Origin of the sequence: Thalassobacillus devorans MSP14 (assembly GCF_000496835.1) — a bacterium.
GTDB classification, from domain to species: domain Bacteria; phylum Bacillota; class Bacilli; order Bacillales; family Halobacillaceae; genus Thalassobacillus; species Thalassobacillus devorans_B.
In genome coordinates this window covers 884,008-903,490 of sequence record NZ_KI543236.1, presented here as the reverse complement: position 1 = coordinate 903,490, position 19,483 = coordinate 884,008, and the positions used below count along the sequence as shown (strand labels likewise).

16 protein-coding genes are annotated in these 19,483 nt (G+C 44.4%); 2 read left to right on the top strand and 14 right to left on the bottom strand.

Features of this window, described 5'->3' with window-relative positions; translation table 11 throughout:
• Window positions 1–127: 127 nt before the first annotated feature.
• From P855_RS0105465 to P855_RS0105430, 8 genes are all read right to left on the bottom strand, one after another.
• Window positions 128–1,849: a pyruvate oxidase gene (locus P855_RS0105465; protein WP_028782614.1), complete on the bottom strand. Its 1,722-nt coding sequence runs from the start codon at window positions 1,847–1,849 to the stop codon at window positions 128–130.
• A gap of 188 nt (window positions 1,850–2,037) precedes the next feature.
• Complete coding sequence (locus P855_RS0105460; RefSeq protein ID WP_028782613.1) at window positions 2,038–2,706, bottom strand: potassium channel family protein; 669 nt, start codon at window positions 2,704–2,706, stop codon at window positions 2,038–2,040.
• Between the two features lie 108 nt (window positions 2,707–2,814).
• Window positions 2,815–3,828: a cytochrome d ubiquinol oxidase subunit II gene (locus P855_RS0105455; protein WP_028782612.1), complete on the bottom strand. Its 1,014-nt coding sequence runs from the start codon at window positions 3,826–3,828 to the stop codon at window positions 2,815–2,817.
• Window positions 3,828–5,183, bottom strand: a complete 1,356-nt coding sequence (locus tag P855_RS0105450) for a cytochrome ubiquinol oxidase subunit I (protein WP_028782611.1) — start codon at window positions 5,181–5,183, stop codon at window positions 3,828–3,830. The genes P855_RS0105455 and P855_RS0105450 overlap by 1 nt, the downstream gene beginning before the upstream one ends.
• Before the next feature lie 318 nt (window positions 5,184–5,501).
• The gene (locus P855_RS0105445; RefSeq protein ID WP_028782610.1) at window positions 5,502–7,346 is read right to left on the bottom strand and encodes an ABC transporter ATP-binding protein; all 1,845 of its coding nucleotides are present in this window, start codon (window positions 7,344–7,346) and stop codon (window positions 5,502–5,504) included.
• A gap of 22 nt (window positions 7,347–7,368) precedes the next feature.
• Window positions 7,369–9,123 carry an ABC transporter ATP-binding protein gene (locus P855_RS0105440; RefSeq protein ID WP_028782609.1) on the bottom strand — a complete coding sequence of 585 codons (1,755 nt, stop codon included), beginning with the start codon at window positions 9,121–9,123 and terminating at the stop codon, window positions 7,369–7,371.
• Window positions 9,124–9,322: 199 nt separating this feature from the next.
• Window positions 9,323–9,772, bottom strand: coding sequence for a redoxin domain-containing protein (locus P855_RS0105435; RefSeq protein WP_028782608.1), 450 nt, complete (start codon window positions 9,770–9,772; stop codon window positions 9,323–9,325).
• Between the two features lie 85 nt (window positions 9,773–9,857).
• Window positions 9,858–10,400, bottom strand: a complete 543-nt coding sequence (locus P855_RS0105430) for a peroxiredoxin (protein ID WP_028782607.1) — start codon at window positions 10,398–10,400, stop codon at window positions 9,858–9,860.
• 325 nt (window positions 10,401–10,725) lie between these two features.
• Between P855_RS0105430 and P855_RS0105425 the strand changes: the two genes are divergently transcribed.
• The gene (locus P855_RS0105425) at window positions 10,726–11,580 is read left to right on the top strand and encodes a mechanosensitive ion channel family protein (RefSeq protein WP_028782606.1); all 855 of its coding nucleotides are present in this window, start codon (window positions 10,726–10,728) and stop codon (window positions 11,578–11,580) included.
• A gap of 102 nt (window positions 11,581–11,682) precedes the next feature.
• Here P855_RS0105425 and P855_RS0105420 read toward each other — a convergent pair whose 3' ends face one another.
• From P855_RS0105420 to cbpB, 6 genes are all read right to left on the bottom strand, one after another.
• The gene (locus tag P855_RS0105420) at window positions 11,683–12,966 is read right to left on the bottom strand and encodes a hemolysin family protein (protein WP_028782605.1); all 1,284 of its coding nucleotides are present in this window, start codon (window positions 12,964–12,966) and stop codon (window positions 11,683–11,685) included.
• Window positions 12,967–13,015: 49 nt separating this feature from the next.
• Window positions 13,016–13,258 (bottom strand): YkuS family protein, encoded by a 243-nt coding sequence (locus P855_RS0105415; protein WP_028782604.1) that lies wholly within the window; start codon window positions 13,256–13,258, stop codon window positions 13,016–13,018.
• A gap of 81 nt (window positions 13,259–13,339) precedes the next feature.
• Window positions 13,340–14,458, bottom strand: a complete 1,119-nt coding sequence (locus P855_RS0105410; RefSeq protein WP_028782603.1) for an N-acetyldiaminopimelate deacetylase — start codon at window positions 14,456–14,458, stop codon at window positions 13,340–13,342.
• A gap of 664 nt (window positions 14,459–15,122) precedes the next feature.
• Entirely contained in the window at window positions 15,123–15,842 is a 720-nt protein-coding gene (gene dapD / locus P855_RS0105405; RefSeq protein ID WP_028782602.1) for a 2,3,4,5-tetrahydropyridine-2,6-dicarboxylate N-acetyltransferase, read from the bottom strand.
• 93 nt (window positions 15,843–15,935) lie between these two features.
• Window positions 15,936–17,438: an MDR family MFS transporter gene (locus P855_RS0105400; protein ID WP_028782601.1), complete on the bottom strand. Its 1,503-nt coding sequence runs from the start codon at window positions 17,436–17,438 to the stop codon at window positions 15,936–15,938.
• An 80-nt stretch (window positions 17,439–17,518) separates the two neighbouring features.
• Window positions 17,519–17,986, bottom strand: coding sequence for a cyclic-di-AMP-binding protein CbpB (gene cbpB, locus P855_RS0105395; protein WP_028782600.1), 468 nt, complete (start codon window positions 17,984–17,986; stop codon window positions 17,519–17,521).
• 460 nt (window positions 17,987–18,446) lie between these two features.
• Here cbpB and trhA point away from each other — a divergent pair, with 460 nt between their 5' ends.
• Complete coding sequence (trhA, locus tag P855_RS0105390) at window positions 18,447–19,082, top strand: PAQR family membrane homeostasis protein TrhA (RefSeq protein ID WP_028782599.1); 636 nt, start codon at window positions 18,447–18,449, stop codon at window positions 19,080–19,082.
• Window positions 19,083–19,483 lie beyond the last annotated feature (401 nt).

Below are 19,483 nucleotides of genomic sequence, written 5' to 3'. Positions count from 1 at the left end.
CCCGGACACCTATGTCCGGGCTTTATTTCTTGTTACAGAAAAGGAGCCAGCTTCATGAGCTAAGCTCCTATTTTTCAGATAGATAAATCGGCCAGCTGTACTTCGCCCTGACTTAATCTGTACAGTGTCAGGATAGACGGTCGATGGCTTTTTTCATATCAGGCAGCTCGATTTTCCCACTATCGAAGAATTCTTTAATCAAAAATTTGCTGAAATTGACAGCCTGGGTGTAATTGATATGGCCGGGTAATGGCGCCTGCTCCTCAATGACAACGTCAATGATGGCAGGTTTGTTACTGGCAAACGCTTGTTTCATACTGTTTTCCAGGTCTTCGAATTTTTCCACCCGATAGCCCTCTCCGCCACATGCTTCTGCAAATTTAGCAAAATCCATCTCACCTAAGTCCGTTTGATACGTCTGGTGCCCCATTTGCTGTTGCTCATATTTGATCATGCCGATTGATTTGTTGTTTAACACGATGACTTTGATCGGCAGGTCATATTTTACAGCGGTAACAAAGTCCTGAGATACCATGGTAAAGCCGCCATCCCCGCAAACGGCAATCGCCTGTCTGCCCGGATACGCAAGCTGCGCGGCAATAGCTCCTGGCAGGCCGCTTCCCATGGTCGCCAGCCAGCCGGAAATGATAAAGTCCTGCTGTAATAATGGTAAAAACCTTGTCACCCAAACCGTTACATTACCTACATCGCAGGAAATGACCGCGTCCTTCTCTATTACTTGTTCCAGATGATACATGACTTGAGGGGCGTGAATCGGATTTTGATTCAGCTTTTTTTCTTCCAGAATCTTGGTGTGCCATTCTTTCATTTTTCCCTGATACTCATTTAAAAAGGAATCATCCTTCTTTTCACTCATATGAGAAGTGAGATAAGAAAGTGTTTCTTTAGCATCGCCTGCAAGCCCTACTTCTATCGGGTACATCTTTCCGAGATGCTCAGGCTTGTTATCGATTTGAATCGCTTTTACCCCGTCCGGGAGAAATTCACGGTAAGGGAATTGTGTTCCGATCAAGACAATCAAATCAGCATCCATCATAGCGTGATAAGCCGGCTTAGTTCCTATTTGTCCATGCTGTCCAAGGCAAAGCGGATGCTGGTCCGGAATGACGCCTTTGGCTAACAGGCTGAGAATGATTGGCGCTTTGATATGTTCGGCAAATGCCACTAGTTCGTCGCTCGCATGTTTCACGCCTTTTCCTGCTAAAATGATTGGTTTTTTTGCATCATCCAGCAGTGACCTTGCATTTTTCAATGATTTCTCTGATGGAAATACCTCTGGCATATAATAGCCCTGGGAGGTCAGTCTGCTTTCATTTTTAAACTTTTTTGCAAAAAGATCATCGGGAACAATCAATACGGCAACCCCTTTTTTCACATAAGCTTCCCGGATCGCTTGATTCAACAGGTCAGGAAGCTGGGCTTCTGTTGCTGCACGTTCGTTGAAAACAGCCACATCATCAAACATACGCTCCAAATTAATTTCTTGAAAAGCATCGGTTCCTATATTTTCACTTTGTACCTGGCCCACAATTGCCAGTACAGGGGCCCTGTCTGCCTTGGCGTCGTAAAGCCCATTCATGAGATGAACTGCTCCGGGTCCTGCAATTGACAGACATACCCCAACCTTCCCTGTAAGCTTGGCATAGGAAGCTGCTGCAAGAGCCCCCACTTCTTCATGACGAACCTGTATGAATTTCAACTTCTCTTCCTGTTTCCGCAAATCGTCAATCAATTCATTGATGGAGTCACCTGGCATGCCATAAACATGGTCAATGCCCCAATCGATCATCATTTCTGTCATAACTGTACCAGTTCGTTTATCTAACAACATGATGCACCCTCTCTGCATTCTAGTTCTACCAATGAGTATATCCTTCCCCGCGATAAAGAAAACCTCTCATGAAGAAAGAGTTTAGAGCTTAATCAGCTTAATACAACTTTAAGAAGGACGATTAAAAAAAGACCAGCGGAGTTATTTCTCCACCAGCCTTTTAAGTGACTATTATTTTTCCGTTTTTAATCGTCTTCAACAACCAGATTTTTCTCGAAACGGGAAATGTCTTTATCCGCCCCGATGACGATCAGGATATCGCCCTCCTGGATCATTTCAGTTGCCATTGGTGACACAATGACATCTTTCTGACGCTTGATGGCGACCACGTTACAACCGTATTGCGCACGGATATCGAGATCGACGAGGGATTGGCCGCTCATTTTGTCTCCTGCTTTTACCTCGACGACACTGTGGTCATCGGATAGTTCAATGTAGTCTAATATATTGTTTGACATGATATTATGGGCAATTCGTTTGCCCATGTCGCGTTCCGGATGGATGACATGGTCTGCCCCGATTTTGCTCAATATTTTTTCATGGTAATCATTTTGAGCTTTTACGGTTATTTTTTTTATCCCGAGCTCTTCTAATATGACGGTGGTTAACAGGCTCGCCTGGATATTGTCACCAATGGCGACGATGACATGGTCGATGTTCCGGATTCCAAGCTCCCTTAACACTGTTTCGTCTGTAGAGTCGGCAATTACAGCATGCGAAGCGATTTCTTTGTACTCGTTAACTTTATCTTCATCCAAATCAATCGCTAATACTTCCAGCCCCTCCTGGCTCAGCTCCCGGCAAATACTTCCGCCAAAACGGCCCAAACCTATGACTGCATATTCCTTTTTCATCTTGAATCCTCCATTTTTGCTGACATCAGATAGAAGTAATTCTATCATAATTCCGGCTAAGGTACGACCTAAAAAACACCCCCCGCTTGTACGGGAGGCTGAACGGGTTTATTTTTTCCCTTTTACATAATCGGCATCAAACAGGAACATCCTCATCAGCAATACAAGCGATGGGATAAGCAGAAACAACCCCGCAATGAAAGCAATGACCAGTGCGAGTCCCATTGCATCATTGACCACTCCTTCTGAGAGCGTCACATACGGATAAAGCAGGTAAGGCAAATGGGAAGCACCATATCCGAAAAAGGCAGTCAGGAATTGGAACATTACTGCAATGAATGCCCAGCCATAGTATTTGCCTTGATAGATTAAAAAGACGGCGATCATGAAAAATCCTACGGACAGCCCGAAAACCCACCATAAGTCCATCATGCGTTTGAAGTGCTCCTGGTTATGCTGACTCATAGCAATGAAGGTCGTCAAACTAGCAATGATCGTAGGGGAGCTCCAAAATAAAGCGTACTTACGTACTAAATTTAATGCTCCTTTGTCATCAGCACGGTGGGCATAAAAGCTCAAAAATGCCGAGCTGACATACAGGACGGAAACGATGGCAAGAAAGACAACGCTCCAGGAGTATGGACTGGTTAATAGTGCTCCAGTAAGAAGATGGACTCCCTCTGATGTTTCTTTGATGAATCCACCCTCGGAAATAGTAAGGGCAGTAGACAGCGAAGCAGGAATAAGCAATCCGGTCGCACCGTACAGGAACAAGTAGACACTGCTTTGTTTGGACCCGTAATTTTCAAAAGCGTAGAACGAGCCACGGATAGCAATTAATACAATTGCGATACTTCCCGGCACCAGTAAAGTTTGACCGAAATAGTACGCCGAATCCGGAAAGAAGCCAACCAGACCGACGAAAAAGAAAACGAAAAATACATTGGTCACTTCCCACACGGGTGACAAATAACGGGATATCAATTTGTTGATCAAGTGGTCTTGTCTTGTGATTTTTGCATAGTACGCAAAGAATCCTGCCCCAAAGTCGATGGAGGCTACGATTAAATAACCGTATAAAAAGATCCACAGTACGGTGATTCCTATCAGTTCGTATGTCATCAGCGCTCCTCCCCTTCAGCTTTAAAGTCTGGATAGTGACGCTCCAGTTCCGATTCTGCCGGGTTATTCTTAAATAATTTGCGCAGCACAGTGATGACACCGGTTCCCAATACAGTGTACAAAAGAAGGAATAACAAAAGCATCCAGCCGACATTAGGAGATGTTGTCGCTCCTTCTGCCACTTTCATATACCCCCGCAGAATCCATGGCTGACGGCCGACCTCAGCATAAATCCACCCGAATTCAATTGCCAGCATCGCCAATGGACCATTGAGAAAAATGAGCCACAACAGCCATTTATTGTGCTCGTTCCATTTTTTCACTTTAGCAACGATTAAATACAACAGGGATATCGCAAGGGAATAAAAACCGATCAAAACCATCAGATCGAACATATAGTGGACCCAAAATGGTGCGATTTCATCTTCCGGAAACTGGTCCAACCCGACCACTTTCCCGTTGAAATCACCAGTAGCTAAAAAGCTTAAAGCGTTCGGAAGCCGGAGGGCGTTTTCTACTTCGTTCTCTTCATTTAAACGGCCGAAGAGGATCAGGTCCGCGCCCTTTTCTGTTTCAAAATGCCATTCGGCGACTGCCAGTTTTTCCGGCTGCTCATGCGCCAGGAATTTAGCGGATAAGTCACCTGCTACCGCCGTCAATAGGGCGAAAATAAAAATGGAACCTACAGTCAGCTTCAGTGCCTTTTTGTGATATTCCGTGTTTCTTTTTCTGATGATATAAAAAGCAGTAATCGCAGCCAGAATCGCAGCAGAAGTCATATAGGCCGTTGACAATACATGAAAAACTTTTGTCGGTGTGGCCGGATTGAACATGGCGACTAACGGCTGGACATTGACCAGTGCACCATCTTTTACGTCAAATCCCTGTGGAGTGTTCATAAATGCATTGACCGTGGTTATGAAAAACGCTGACATTCCTGCGCCAAACACGACGGGTATAGATAATAACCAGTGATAAATCGGCTTTTTAAACCGATCCCACGTGTATAAATATGCCCCAAGAAATATCGCTTCAAAAAAGAATGCGAAAGTTTCCAGAAACAATGGTAAACTGATAACATTACCTGCCACTTGCATAAAGCTTGGCCACAATAAAGATAGTTGTAAGCCGATCGCCGTTCCTGTCACAACCCCGACAGCTACGAGGATGATGAATCCCCTCGTCCACCTTCTGGCCAGCAGCGTATAATTCGGATCTTTCTTTTTTATACCCATGAACTCCGCAATGGAAATCAATAACGGTACCCCGACACCGATGGTTGCAAAAATAATATGGAAGCCAAGCGTTAGTGAGGTTAATAATCTGCTCAGCAGGACGTTATCTAATTCAAACAAACAAACTCCCTCCCCATGTCACAAAAATACCTTCTTATTTACTCTACCCTAAAAATACTATGACTAGTATAATACTTGAAATCGTTTTATTCCTACTTAAATAACGACTATTTTGTGACAAACTTCACATATTCTTTCTGGTTATTATTGTATAATATTTGCTGCCTTATTGTCCAAATGAAAACCACTGCGAAATAAATGAGGGACAATGCTGTACTTTCACATATGAAATCGCTAAAGCATACTTAAATTAAGGGGGCTATGTTTTAACAGAACGCAAAAAAGAACGCTTGATATCAAGCGTTCTTCCAGCTATTCCTAAATGGCGTCCAGCATTTGGAATTGTGTTTTGACCAGGTCGTAGTATTCTCCTTTTTGTTTCATCAGTTCATCGTGGCTGCCTTGTTCCAGAATCTTACCATGTTCGAGAACGATGATATTATCCGCTTCCCTGATCGTTGATAGACGGTGTGCGATGATAATCGCTGTCCTGCCCTTTAACAGTCTGCGTAACGCAGATTGGATCTTCATTTCGGTTTCTGTATCGATACTTGCTGTCGCTTCATCCAGGATAAGGATGCGAGGGTCAGCAAGCAAGGCCCGAGCGAAAGATAATAACTGTCGCTCCCCTGCCGATAGAACATTGCCTCTCTCTTCCACTTCTGTCTGATAACCATCGGAAAGCCGTTGAATAAATTCATCAGCGCCGACAACTTTAGCCGCTTCGATCACTTCCTCATCTGTGGCATTCGGACGGCCAAACCGGATATTTTCCATAATGGTACCGGAAAAAATGAATGTATCCTGAAGGACGACACTGATTTGCTGACGGACACTGTCAATGGTGACATCGCGCAAATCGGTGCCATCAATCTTCACAGCACCTTTGGTAGGATCGTAGAAACGACTGATCAAATTGGCGATCGTTGATTTGCCTGATCCAGTATGGCCCACCAGTGCGACTGTCTGACCTTGTTTCATCTCCAGAGATATCTCGTGGAGGGCGATCCTTTTTTCATCATAAGAAAACTGGACGTGATCGAATTCGATATGGCCCTGGATTTGTTCTAAGCGTTTCGCATCAGGCTTCTCCGCTACATTCGGCTGTTCATCGAGAAACTCAAAAATCCTTTCTGATGCTGCCATGGCCATCAGTAGCTGATTATACATCTGTCCAAGCCGGGAAATAGGCTCCCAGAACATACCCAGAAAAAATGCAAAGGAGACAAACGTACCGACTTCAATTCCCCCGTTGGCAGGTCCCTGGATAATCATCCACGCCCCGTAAGAGATAAGGATGACTGTGCCAATCGCGTTACTCATTTCCACAAAGGGACGGAACATGGCGCTTTTTTTCGTAGCATTCCGCCAGGCTTCAAAACTGTCCGTATTGACGCCATCAAAGAATTCAGCATTTTCTTTTTCCTGAGAGAACGACTGGGTGATCCGGATTCCCTGAATGCTTTCATTCAAATGGGAATTCAACCGGGATTGCTGGATCCTTACCCGCTGCCATGAGCGGCGGATATTCCGGCGCAATTTCGTTGAGATATAGAACATGATCGGAAGAATCACCATGATTGCCAATGCCAGTTTCGGGCTAAGTACAAACAAGATGACGATGATTCCAAGCAATGTCACGATGTCCATCAACAGATTGATGATTCCATTTGTGAACAGCTCCTGCAACGAATTGATGTCATTCATGATCCGGACAAGAATCGAGCCGGCAGACCGCGAATCGAAGAACCGGTGGGACAGTCGCTGCACATGGGAAAACAAGTGCTGACGCAAATCATAAATGACGTTTTGACCCAGAATATTCACCCATTTGATCCGGAACACGTTGCCGAGATAACTGAACAAGTACAGGATGCCAATTCCGACAACCAGTTGGATCAGCATATTGACGTCCTGATTAGCAATAGCAATGTCAATCGCTACTTTCCCTATCAAAATCGGTACCACCAAACGGATGATTGTCGATACCAGCATGGCGATGATCGCTGCCGGCAATAATGTTTTTGCGTAAGGTTTCAGATATTTCAATAACCGGACCATCTGTTCCCAGTTGAATGGCTTCTCGATCGCCTGATCGATAGTGTAATGGAACCGGTTCAAGTGCTTATTTTCTTGTGGTTTCGTTTTTTGCCTGCGTGCCAAGGTAACTCCCCCCTTTTCTATTTCAAATATTGGATGCGTTCATAATTTGTTCTTTATCCTGGTATTGGATATCATAAATCCGCTGATATGGCCCGCCATTAGATAGCAGAAAGTCATGTGTACCACGTTCTTTCACTTCCCCGTCTTCCAGTACCAGAATTTCATCGGCATGTTTCAAGGAAGAGATGCGGTGAGCGATGATGAACGTCGTTCTCCCTTCCATTACTTCTTTCAATGCTTTCTGGATTTTGAATTCTGTTTCCATATCAACAGCAGAAGTAGCATCATCCAATACGAGAATACCAGGGTCAATCAGGATCGCACGTGCGATAGCAATCCGCTGCTTCTGTCCACCTGACAGTCCCATACCCCGCTCTCCGAGCAATGTATCATAACCGTCAGGCATATCCATGATGAAGTCATGAGCCTGTGCCCGTTTGGCAGCTTCAATAACCTCTTCTAATGTAGCATCCGGGTTTCCATAAGCGATATTTTCTTTGATGGTCGTGGAAAAAAGGAAAGATTCCTGAAGGACAAAACCGATATTGCGGCGTAACGTTTTCAATGAATAATGATCGACGGGTTTGCCATCTACGAGGACTTTTCCTTGTTCCGGTTCATAAAAACGGGTAATTAATTGAGTGATACTCGTTTTTCCTGAACCAGTCGCCCCGATCAAACCGATCACCTTACCTGGAGGGGCGTCAAAACTGATATGTTTCAATGCCGAATCATCATCTTCCGTGTAGGTGAGTGTGACATCCTCGAAAGTAACGTGCCCATTCAAACGCTTCAGAGTTATTGGGGCTTCTTTTTCCTGAATATCTTCTTTTGCTTCTAATATTTCAAGGAGACGTTCACCGGAAGCCTTCGATTGAGAAAACAGGTTGATGACAAAGCCGAGGTTCATCAATGGCCCGAGAATATACCATACCAGACTGAAAAATGCGACCAGTTCACCGAGACCCAGATTGCCGTTTACGACCATTCTGCCTCCGTATGCCAGCAATGCGACTACCGATACGTTTCCGATGAACTCCATCAATGGAAAATACTTTGCCCAGATGTTGGCGGTCGTCAGGTAATTCTGCCGGTAGTCCTGGTTTCGGTCCGAGAATCTTCCAATCTCGAATCCTTCTCTTGATAGGGATTTAACTGTCGTCATCCCGCTGATATTTTCCTGCACGCGTGTATTCAGTTTCCCGAACGATTTACGGATGCCCCGGAAGGCAGGATGGACACGCTTATCGAATTGGAAAACGACAACAGCAAGAAATGGCATAGCCGCCATCGTCACAAGCGCTAATGGTACAGAAAAGTAGAACATGACACTAAGACTGATGACAATCAATAAAGTGATACGGATGAGCTCTGCAATGCCGAAAGAAAGGAAAAAACGGAACCCCTCCACATCTGCTGTCAGACGGGACATCAAATCCCCGGTTTTTGCATTGTCATAATACTTGAACGGCAGACGCTGTAATTTCTTATAAAGCTCATCTCTCAATTTATAAACAGAGGTAATTCCGAATAAATCACCTAAGTATTGGTGTAAGTAGGTGGCGATCCCCTTGATCGCCATCAGGATGATGAAAGCTCCTGACAGGTAAGGGATCAGGTTATAACGTTCATCTGCCACCACATCGTCGATGGTAATCTTCAAAATGATTGGGTATACCACGGTAATCGCTGTTACAAAGAATAGAAACAACAGCGACCAGAAGAAAAACTTTTTATAAGGCCAATAGAACTCTTTCAGCTTTTTGAAGGTATCCATTTGTCTCCCTCCTCTTTCTGTAAAATTTTAACGTAATTATAAATATATCGGGTTACGAAATAAATATCCACCTTTTTGAGTTAATTTTTTAAAAATTCCCCACACTTGTATGTAATGTAAAATTGGACGGTACGAATGTACGCCAGACGTGGATATCCCCACAAAAAACCACCAGTTTTAAAACTGGTGGTTTCCATGTTTATTTATCTTTGACGCCAAGGACACGGTTGACACGCTTACGAAGCATTTTCATACCGCCGCCTCCTGCCTGGAAATGGCGAAGGTTTCCTTCTTCATCAAATACATAATAAGCAGGTACGTATTGGTTTTCAAAGGCATCTGTCAATGCGTGTTTATTATCTACGAAAATCGGCTGCGTGATATCATGCTCGGCAGCGACTTCTTTGATTTTATCTAAATCCAGGTCTTTTTCAGAGCGTGGCATATGGACAGCAACCACGTTCAAATCATCTTTATATTCATCACGGAATTCATTGACGTTTGGCATTGCTTCTTTACACAAACCACAGCTTACGGACCAGAAATGAATCAAGGTAGGTTTATCTCCTAACAGATCACTTTTGGAGACTTGACCGTTCAACCATTCAGTTGCGCCTTCCAATTCAGGCATTGGTGCTCTTAAACGCATGCTAATTCCTCCTTATCGCTTAGATATAAAAGGGTCTAACGTGAAGTTAGACCCTTTTAAATAGCTTGTCCTGTTTATAACCCTATTATAGAGTCTCCTGACCTGGCTTCCAGTTTGCCGGGCAAAGTCCGCCAGTTTGAAGTGCTTGAAGTACACGTAGTGTTTCATCCACGTCACGGCCGATGTTGTTGTGGTTAACTACCTGATACATCAATTCGCCTTCCGGGCTGATGATGAATAGACCGCGTAGTGCAACACCTTCATCTTCGATCAGTACACCATAGTCCTGAGCGACTTTATGGTTTGTGTCAGCAGCCAATGGATATTCAAGGTCGCCAAGACCATTGTCATCGCGGGAAGTATTGATCCATGCCAGGTGTGTGTGGATGGTATCTGTTGATACGCCAACTACTTCTGCATCAAGATCTTCGAATTCATCGTAACGATCGGAAAGTGCAGTGATTTCTGTAGGACATACGAAAGTGAAGTCCATTGGATAGAAGAAAAGCACTGTCCACTTATCGTTTTTCATATTTTCTTCCAAAGATACTTTTCCGAATTCTTTGTTCGGAAGTACCGCGTCCATTTCAAAGCGCGGTGCTTGTTTTGCTACCATACGTTCTGCCATGAAAATCCCTCCAAAATTAATTAAATTGACTAGTTTAATCACTCACAAGTTATATTATAACGAGCAGCTTGTTTAAAGTCAATGTTAAATTATAATAAATTTAATCTGGCTTTTTGACTTTCATAATCAAGCATGCCCCAATAATATAACCCTTACACATTCTCATTAAACAATATTGAATGATGAATGTAAAATGATATGGATTACAATCCGGTTTTGCCTGTTTTTAATGGATGGATTGTTACGTAACCCATTTGATTTGATAAATTATTACAAATTCCGCTATTCTATTAGATAGCATTGTATAAATAGAGGAGTGGGTTACATGAATTTGTTTGAGGAAGGTTTCCAATTTAATTTTGCGGAAATCTCTGAGCTATTGATTACGGTCGGGTTAAAAATACTGTTACTGATTATCGCTTTCGCTATTATAGCGCCGATTGGCCGGAAAGCCATCAGCAGTGCGATCATCCGTATCAGTAAACACAGGAAAATTCCTGAACCTCGTACCAAAACACTGGAACGGCTGATGATCAATGTCTTTTCCTATATCCTGATGTTCGTTTTCGTTGTCATGCTGCTGGAAATGATAGGAATTCCAATCGGTCCATTACTTGCCGGTGCCGGTATTGTCGGCCTGGCTATCGGCTTTGGTGCCCAGGGACTTGTCAGTGACATCGTTACAGGGTTCTTCATTTTGATCGAGCGGCAGGTGGATGTCGATGATTATGTTACTGCAGCAGGTTACGATGGAGTTGTCGAAGAAGTAGGGTTGCGAACCACCAAATTGAGAGGGTTTGATGGCACCCTGCATTATATCCCTAACCGGGAAATTTCAGGTGTCAGCAACCACTCCCGCGGTAATATGCGTGCGATGATTGATATTGGCATTGCCTATGATGAAAATATCGAGGAAGCACATACTGTGCTGCAGCGTGTCTGTGATGAATTTGCGCTAACAGACGAACGGATTAAAGAAGGTCCCGACGTATTAGGAGTGCAAAGTCTCGGTTCTTCAGATGTCGTCCTGCGTGTACTTGGTAAGACAGTTAACATGGAGCAATGGGCTGTAGAAAGGGATTTACGCCGTGCAATGAAAGAAGCGCTTGATGAAGCGGGCATTGAAATTCCATTTCCTCATCAGGTCAATATTGAGAAAAAAATTGGTACGGAAGCTTAGTAACCGTAACATCCGCTTTGTTCCAGTACTGACCACCTATGTTCCGTAAAATATCACTTTTTCTTAACAAATGATGCCCTGGCGTTTGCCCGGGCATTTTTGTTAACTTTGCCATACTTCCACTTTTCTGATTTGGCCGTCCACCATATCGACAATTTTGAAATGGTAGCTGCCGTGGGTAACCTCTGTACCTTCGGATGCGTCAATATCATTCGTATATATGAATCCGGCAATCGTGTCATAGTCTTCATTATCCAGATCAAGATCGAAATATTCATTCATATCCTGGATGGATACTTTTCCTTCCACAAGGAAGTGTCCATTTTTCAGTCGTTTGATCGCCCGCTCTTCTTCATGGTCGAATTCATCACGAATTTCCCCGACAATTTCTTCAATGATATCCTCGATCGTCACAATCCCGGAAGTCCCGCCATATTCATCAATCAGAACAGCAAGATGGGTCCGTTCTTTTTGCATCCGTACCAATAAATCATGGATAGGGATATTTTCAAACACTTTGAATGCAGGACGGATAAAGGGTTCTAACGAATCCAAATCTTCATAATCATGATAAAATAATTCCTTCAAGTGTATAACACCTAACACATGATCTTTATCGCCATCAATGACTGGATATCGTGTGAACCGTTCCTGATGGATATACCTGCTGATCGCTTTGATGGAATCATTGATATCCAGGACAGCAACCTCGGTCCGGGGAATCATGATTTCTTTTGCCGTGCGGTTGTCGAATTCGAAGATACGATCTACATAGGTGAATTCAGAACGGTTGATTTCCCCTTTCTGATAGCTTTCTGAGAGAATATGCCGGAGCTCTTCTTCGGAATGAACCTCTTCGGATTCTTTTGCTGCATGGAAACCGAACATACGGACCAGCACATTGGCCGAGCCATTCAGGAGCCAGATTAAAGGATACATCATTTTACTATAGAGTATCAGCGGTTTTGCTAAGGCGAGCGTAATCCCTTCCGCTTTTTGAATCGCCACCGTTTTCGGTGCCAATTCTCCTAAAACCACATGTAAAAAGGTAATGACAAAAAAAGCGATTCCAAAAGAAATGGCATGAGTGATTCCGGCCGGGAGCTCAAATCCTTCTATCAGCGGATCAACGAGCACAACCAGGGTGGGTTCCCCAAGCCAGCCTAATCCTAATGCTGTAATTGTGATACCAAGCTGACACGCCGATAGGTAATAGTCTAAGTTGTTTGTCAGCCGCAATACACTTTCCGCTTTTTTATCCCCTGCAGATGCCCTTGCTTCCATCTTTGTTTTTCTGACCTTGACGATCGCAAACTCACTTGCTACAAAAAAAGCCGTCAGAATGATGAGCAGGGCTACTGCCAAAAGCTTTATAGTGGTTTCCATCCAATCTCTCCTCTAACAACTATGTAACGGGGCGTAACAGCCCCACCTGTCAGCGCAAACGCTGTTCCACCTGCTGGCAGACTTGTTCTGCTGTAGACCCATCAGCGTTGATTACTGCCTGCTGTGTTGAAACATCTGCCATCCCCATGACATTTTTGTCCTGACCGGAAATGACACAGCAGTCACACCCTTGAACGTCCTGTTCATTCTTCAGGGTTATTACTTCATACCCTTTTTGCTGTAATGCAGAACTGATATCTGACAAGCTCTCTTCCACTGCAATTTTACTCATGATCATTTTCCTCCTTGATTAGGTAATGTCTACTTCCCTATTGTTACCAACGACCAAAGAGGTATGCAGAAGGAAGGTCGCTTACCAGTGTCTTACTACAGCTTCCACAGTATTCACTCCGACAGCGAGGGCTTGCTCATCCGGTGTCAGTCTGGCATGATGGAGTCCATATTCTGATTCCACTCCCAGCCAGAACATAAACCCGGGAATCTCCTTCAGCATATAGCCGAAGTCCTCTCCAGTCATAGCTGAGGGAGCTTCCTTAAATTCCACCTCTTCCAGTGCTGCGACTATTTCACGGAAAGAGTCGACATGGATGCCGTGATTATAGACCTGATGATAATTCGCCCCATAATCGATCGATACTTCACAATCGTGACCAACTTCCAGGCCTTTTGCCAGCCGTTCGATGTTATCCTTAACTTCTTCCATTGCCTTCGGGGACATTGTCCGGATTGTACCTTCTAACCTGGCGTGCTCAGCAATTATATTCTGTACGGTTCCACCGGTTATTTTGCCGATTGTCACCACCGCACTGTCCAGCGGATCGACTCTTCGTGCCACAATTTGCTGAAGCTGTGTAACAAAATAACTGGCTGCCACGACCATATCATGGGTTTGGTGTGGATATGCTGCATGCCCTCCCTTCCCTTTCAGGTCGATGAACAATTCACTCGTGTTGGCGAACAACAGACCTTCCCTTGAAGAGACAGTACCGACCGGCAAATCAGGTGCGATGTGCAATGCAAATATGACATCGGGGCGCCAGGCTTGAAACTCTTCGCTTTCCAGTAATGGTGCTGCGCCACCTGGACCTTCTTCTGCGGGCTGGAAAATGAAAAGACAGTCATCTTCTGCCGGGTTTTCAGCTAACCGGGACAAAGCACCAAGCGCGATTGTCATATGAAAATCATGACCACAGGCATGCATTTTTCCTTTATGGCGAGAGTCGAAATCAAAACCTGTTTCCTCTGTAATCGGCAGCCCATCAATATCCGCACGATAGCCAATGGTTTTAGACGGATTCTTACCTTTGACGAAAACCAAAATACCTGTCCGCCATGTTTTGATTTCGATGTGCTCCTGTGGCATTCTCTTTATTTCATTTAAAAGATATTGTTGGGTTTTGTATTCTTCAAACCCCAACTCAGGGATCTGATGCAACTCTCTTCTTATTGTTTGGAGCTGTTTTCTATCCAAACTTCCTCACCTCTTTTTTATGGGTCTATATAAACGTAGTTGATGATTTCACAAGATCCATATTCAACAATATGGCCGAATTGTGGAAGACTCAGTTTCAAAGTAATTTGGGTTCGTTACCGAGACAGGCGAAAGGGTGGCTGGAAAACGATTCGCTTTCCTGTGGGGGAGGCTGGCAAGCCTCCTCGGCCGTTTCACGACCTGTGGGGTCTCGCCTAGCCCCTTCTCCCACGGGAGTCTCACCGTTTCCCCGCCACCTTATCCATATTTTGACGAACGAACCCTACGTTGTGAGAAGATATCTTCCACATTTTCTGCATGAAAAGCTCAATGATTCAGGACATAAGCTCTTTTCAGCTGTTAAGATGGTGGTTCCGCATATCGATGTTTCCGTTAGTCTTACAAACGCAAGGAGGGCCGGGAAATTGCGAGACTCCTATGGGAGTAGAGTACATGGTGAGATCCCGCAGGGCATTAGCCCGAGGAAGCTCACCGTACCCCCATGGAAAGCGAGTGATTTCCCGGCCCTCCAAACGCTTATCACCATAACGGAAACAGTTTCTCTCGAAACTGAGTCTTCCATAAAAGGGAGCTTTACTGTAAGATCAACACGGATTTTTCTTATAGAAAAGGCCCTGCAAAAAGCAAGGCCTCCGATGATCGATCAGTTATCCAGTTTACGCAGTTCCTGTTTGATTTCTGTTTTTGATTTCGTCTGATCGTCGATGTCTTTGATTTTTTTCGCTGGTGTACCGGCAACAAGCGTATTCGGTGGTACATCTTCTGTTACGATCGAACCTGCTGCTACGACAGATCCTTCGCCAACAGTAACACCTTCCAAGACAACGGCGTTGGCACCGATGACAACCCCATCTTCAATGACTACCGGGCTTGCAGATGGTGGCTCAATGACACCGGCTAGTACAGCGCCTGCACCGATGTGGCAGTTTTTGCCGACTGTAGCACGGCCGCCAAGTACGACATTCATATCAATCATCGTTCCCTCACCGACAACGGATCCGATATTGATCATGGAACCCATCATGATGACACAGCCATCACCGATTTCTACCTGATCACGGATCACGGCACCCGGTTCGATTCGAGCATTAATATTTTTTAAGTCAAGCAACGGAATAGCAGAGTTTCTGCGGTCATTTTCCACAACATAATCCGCAATGGCATCTTTGTTATTTTCAAGCAGCTGTTCGATGTCTTTCCATTCACCGAATAGTACGCCGCTTTTTTCTTCAACGAAATCCTGTACGTTTTCACCGAAATCGATGCTCTTCAGGTTTTCCCCTTTTAAGTAAACCTTAACTGGAGTTGACTTGGTACTATTAGAAATGAACGAAATAATTTCGTTGGCATCCATTTGTTTCATAATGACTATTCCTCCTTTATTATATGTAGCATACTGCTTCATTTACTTTATCAAAGTGAAATCCTTGTGACAAGAATTTCACGCCTAACTCTATCATTTCTTCAGCCTGCTTTTTTCTCCTTTAGGCAACAGGGTAATCAGTAAGAAACTGATGATTGCCAGTATCAGAAGACCAAGATAGACAAGGTGCAGCCCGGAAGTCAGAGCGTCCTGCAATACCTCCAGTGCTTTTGGGGAAAGGGCGTCACGCTTTTCTGCATCCAGCAGCAGGTTGGTGGAATCGACTGTCAACTCCTTACCGAGATCTGCTTCTTTAATGGCACTTTGAATTCTGCTGTTAAGCATTCCTCCGAGTAATGCTGCTCCAACGGCACTCCCCAGCGAACGCATGAACATGTTGGAAGCTGTCGCAATCCCCCTTGTTTTCCAATCGACCGTACTTTGGATCGAGACGATGAACGATGTCGTCGACAACCCCATCCCGACACCGACGAAAAACGAACCTGTGGCTGCCCATACCGGTCCTTTTTCCGGTGATAATAAGAAGAAAAAGATCCCTCCAACAATCAATGAGATTCCGCCAATCAAAGAAGTTGTCCGAAATCCGATCCGCAGCAGCAGTTTACCCGCTAATGCAGAAGAGATCGGCCAGCCGATTGACATGGTTGTCAAGGTAAAACCGGCTACGATGGCAGGCTTTTCCATTACCCCCTGGACAAATGCCGGCAGATAACTGGATACACCGATTAAAATCATTCCTGTCGTTAAGGAGGTGATGTTTGCGACAGATATCGAACGATGTTTCCAGATTTCAAATGGCATCATCGGAGCACTTACCCTTGTTTCCTGGATGAAAAACAGGGTGAACCCAATGAGCGACAGACCGGCGAGCAACAGCATCAAGTGGGAATCCCAGGCGATCCTCACCCCTCCTTCTACGAGAATCAGCATTAATGCACTGACAGCGATGAACATAAACACGGCACCGCCATAGTCGATTTTCCTATCTGTCTTGTCCAGGTCTTCATGAAAGAAAATGATGATGCCGGTCATCGCCAGCAATCCTAAAGGAATATTCATCCAGAACACATATGGCCAGCTCAATACGTCTACGAAAAAGCCGCCGAGGGCCGGTCCGGTAACGGCAGAAATCCCCCAGACACTAGCCAGGTAGCCCTGGATGTTAGCCCGTTCTTCCTTCGTATAGATATCACCGACAATCGTGGTCGCAATCGGCATCAATGCACCAGCTCCAAGACCCTGGATCAACCGCGTGAAAATCAGCATTTCCATCGAGACCGCAAACCCGCTAAGTGTAGAACCCAGCAGGAAAACGGAAATTCCAATCAAAAAAATCGGCTTCCTGCCGAAAATATCAGACAGCTTACCGAAAATCAGCACCGTAGCAGCATTGGTCAAAAGGTAAGCTGAAAATACCCAACTGTATAAACTGAACCCGCCTAAATCAGCTACGATACTCGGCATAGCTGTGGACACAATGGTCGCTTCGATCGCTGCCAGAAACATGGCGAGCATGATCGATGCTAATACCAGTGGTCGCTTAAGTGTTTTTTTATGTATAACCGACTCCTCCATAAAACCCCTTCTCTTTTTGTGATATAAAAGAGGGGCTGACTCATCGGAGAGTCGAGCCCCACTAATTGCTATACATTTGATTACCTCTCTACTTTGTCCCGAAAAATGTGGGTTTGTGTGTGCAAATATCGATTCAACTGCTTTAAAATAGCCCGACGCGTCAAAATGCCATCAAAAGACCCTTCGTCATCAGCGACGCATACAAATGGGTGATCGATGACAGACTTTAACGCTTTCTCGAACGAATCATCCCGGTGAAGTGTGGGGATATCGGTTTTCATCACGGTGTTGACACACATCTCTGAGAGTTTGTTAAATTCGAATTGTTCGATTCCTAATGTTTGTTCAATAATTGCCGCCTTACTGATCGTCCCTTTAAGCGTGTAGGCAGGATCCAGTACAGGCACCGCTGAATAACCTGTTTTTACTAACACTAATAAAGCGTGCTCTAACGGATTGCCCACCTGGACATGTGCGACTTTATCGGCAGGTATCATAAGTTCATTTACTGTCGTTTGAATCAACTGATTTTCTGGTACATTAATCATTTTTCAACACTCCCTTATCATTCAGCAGTTGAAGGAGTATACAGTATTAGCACATCACAAAGCAAATAAGCTTTCCTTACCAAAAAAACTGCATTTCATGTATGGACTTTTAAGCAGAAAATATGCCGCCTCCATCATTTTAACATAATCCAGGAAAGCAATAACTATTTTATCGCAGAAAGATTTAATTTTACACGTTCTGACATTTCTCCAGAATTACTGGAGATTTTCTTTTTCTACATTAATCACAATTTCCACTAATGTTATTTTATTACATTTCATACAATACCCCGGCTTCCTATAAAGCAAACAGCATTTAGGACATTTATAAAACATACGAACACCCTTTTTCATAGCTTATGATAAATGGAGAAACGTGGTGAGTATCTAGCCATGATAGTAAAAAGATGAGATAATGGATGGATAAATGAACTTTCATGAAGGAGATGTCCTTTAAAAAATGACCACGCATACGTTTACGAAACCGGAAGAAATCGCCAATACGATCACCCATGGGATTGGTGCGATACTGAGTGTAGCTGCCCTCGTTCTGCTGCTCGTGTTTGCAGGTATGGAGGGGAATCCATGGCATATTGTCTCGGTCGCCATTTATGGAGCTACCATGGTGCTCATGTATGTGTCTTCCACCCTTTGCCACGGGTTCCCTGAGGGTAAAATGAAAGACCTGTTTGAAATATTCGACCATTCCGCGATCTATCTTTTCATTGCCGGCACCTATACCCCTATCATGCTGGTTCCTTTACGTGGAACATTAGGATGGACGTTGTTCGGAATCGTCTGGGGGATAGCTATTCTCGGAATAGTTTTCAAAGTATTTTTTGTCAAACGATTCGTAATGCTATCGACCTTATTTTATATTCTGATGGGATGGCTGATTATATTAGCCTGGGGTCCTTTGACAGCAGAACTGCCAGCTAAAGGGATTACCTACCTTGTGGTCGGCGGGGTATTATATTCGATCGGAAGTATTTTCTATGTATGGCGCAGCTTCCCGTTCCACCACATGGTATGGCACCTGTTCGTCCTGGGCGGCTCGATTTTCCACTTCTTCACGATTTTCTTTTACATTCAATAAAAAAAGAAAACAGGTAACTTACTGCTCAGCTTGTAGAAATTTATTTTTCTGCAAGCTTTTTTCATGCCTCGCAGGGGCGAATACCACTCGCTTTCCGCGGACGAACGACCGAGCTTCCTCGCAAAAACCATGCTGAGGGCCTCGGTTCGCTCGTATTTCTGCAGGAGTCTCGCAGTATTCGCTCCTACGGGATGACATTGTTTTCAAAAAGAAAATTCTCCTTCATTTAGCTTACAGCACCAGATGAAGAAGAATTTTTAATAAGAATTATATAAACTTCAGTTACTTATAAAGGCTTGTTTCATTATTCTTCTTAAAAGAAAGGGGAAGGGAAACGGGGAGACTCCTGTGGGAGAAGCAAGGCTGTCAAGACCCCGCAGGGCGAAAGCCTGAGGAGGCTT

What these genes read in the sequence shown, in the direction of transcription:
- P855_RS0105420 (WP_028782605.1), bottom strand. Translation starts at nt 12,966, where the DNA reads ATGGAAACCACTATAAAGCTTTTGGCAGTAGCCCTGCTCATCATTCTG.
- P855_RS0105415 (WP_028782604.1), bottom strand. Translation starts at nt 13,258, where the DNA reads ATGAGTAAAATTGCAGTGGAAGAGAGCTTGTCAGATATCAGTTCTGCA.
- P855_RS0105455 (WP_028782612.1), bottom strand. Translation starts at nt 3,828, where the DNA reads ATGACATACGAACTGATAGGAATCACCGTACTGTGGATCTTTTTATAC.
- P855_RS0105425 (WP_028782606.1), top strand. Translation starts at nt 10,726, where the DNA reads ATGAATTTGTTTGAGGAAGGTTTCCAATTTAATTTTGCGGAAATCTCT.
- P855_RS0105430 (WP_028782607.1), bottom strand. Translation starts at nt 10,400, where the DNA reads ATGGCAGAACGTATGGTAGCAAAACAAGCACCGCGCTTTGAAATGGAC.
- dapD (WP_028782602.1), bottom strand. Translation starts at nt 15,842, where the DNA reads ATGAAACAAATGGATGCCAACGAAATTATTTCGTTCATTTCTAATAGT.
- P855_RS0105460 (WP_028782613.1), bottom strand. Translation starts at nt 2,706, where the DNA reads ATGAAAAAGGAATATGCAGTCATAGGTTTGGGCCGTTTTGGCGGAAGT.
- P855_RS0105400 (WP_028782601.1), bottom strand. Translation starts at nt 17,438, where the DNA reads ATGGAGGAGTCGGTTATACATAAAAAAACACTTAAGCGACCACTGGTA.
- trhA (WP_028782599.1), top strand. Translation starts at nt 18,447, where the DNA reads ATGACCACGCATACGTTTACGAAACCGGAAGAAATCGCCAATACGATC.
- P855_RS0105435 (WP_028782608.1), bottom strand. Translation starts at nt 9,772, where the DNA reads ATGCGTTTAAGAGCACCAATGCCTGAATTGGAAGGCGCAACTGAATGG.
- P855_RS0105440 (WP_028782609.1), bottom strand. Translation starts at nt 9,123, where the DNA reads ATGGATACCTTCAAAAAGCTGAAAGAGTTCTATTGGCCTTATAAAAAG.
- cbpB (WP_028782600.1), bottom strand. Translation starts at nt 17,986, where the DNA reads ATGATTAATGTACCAGAAAATCAGTTGATTCAAACGACAGTAAATGAA.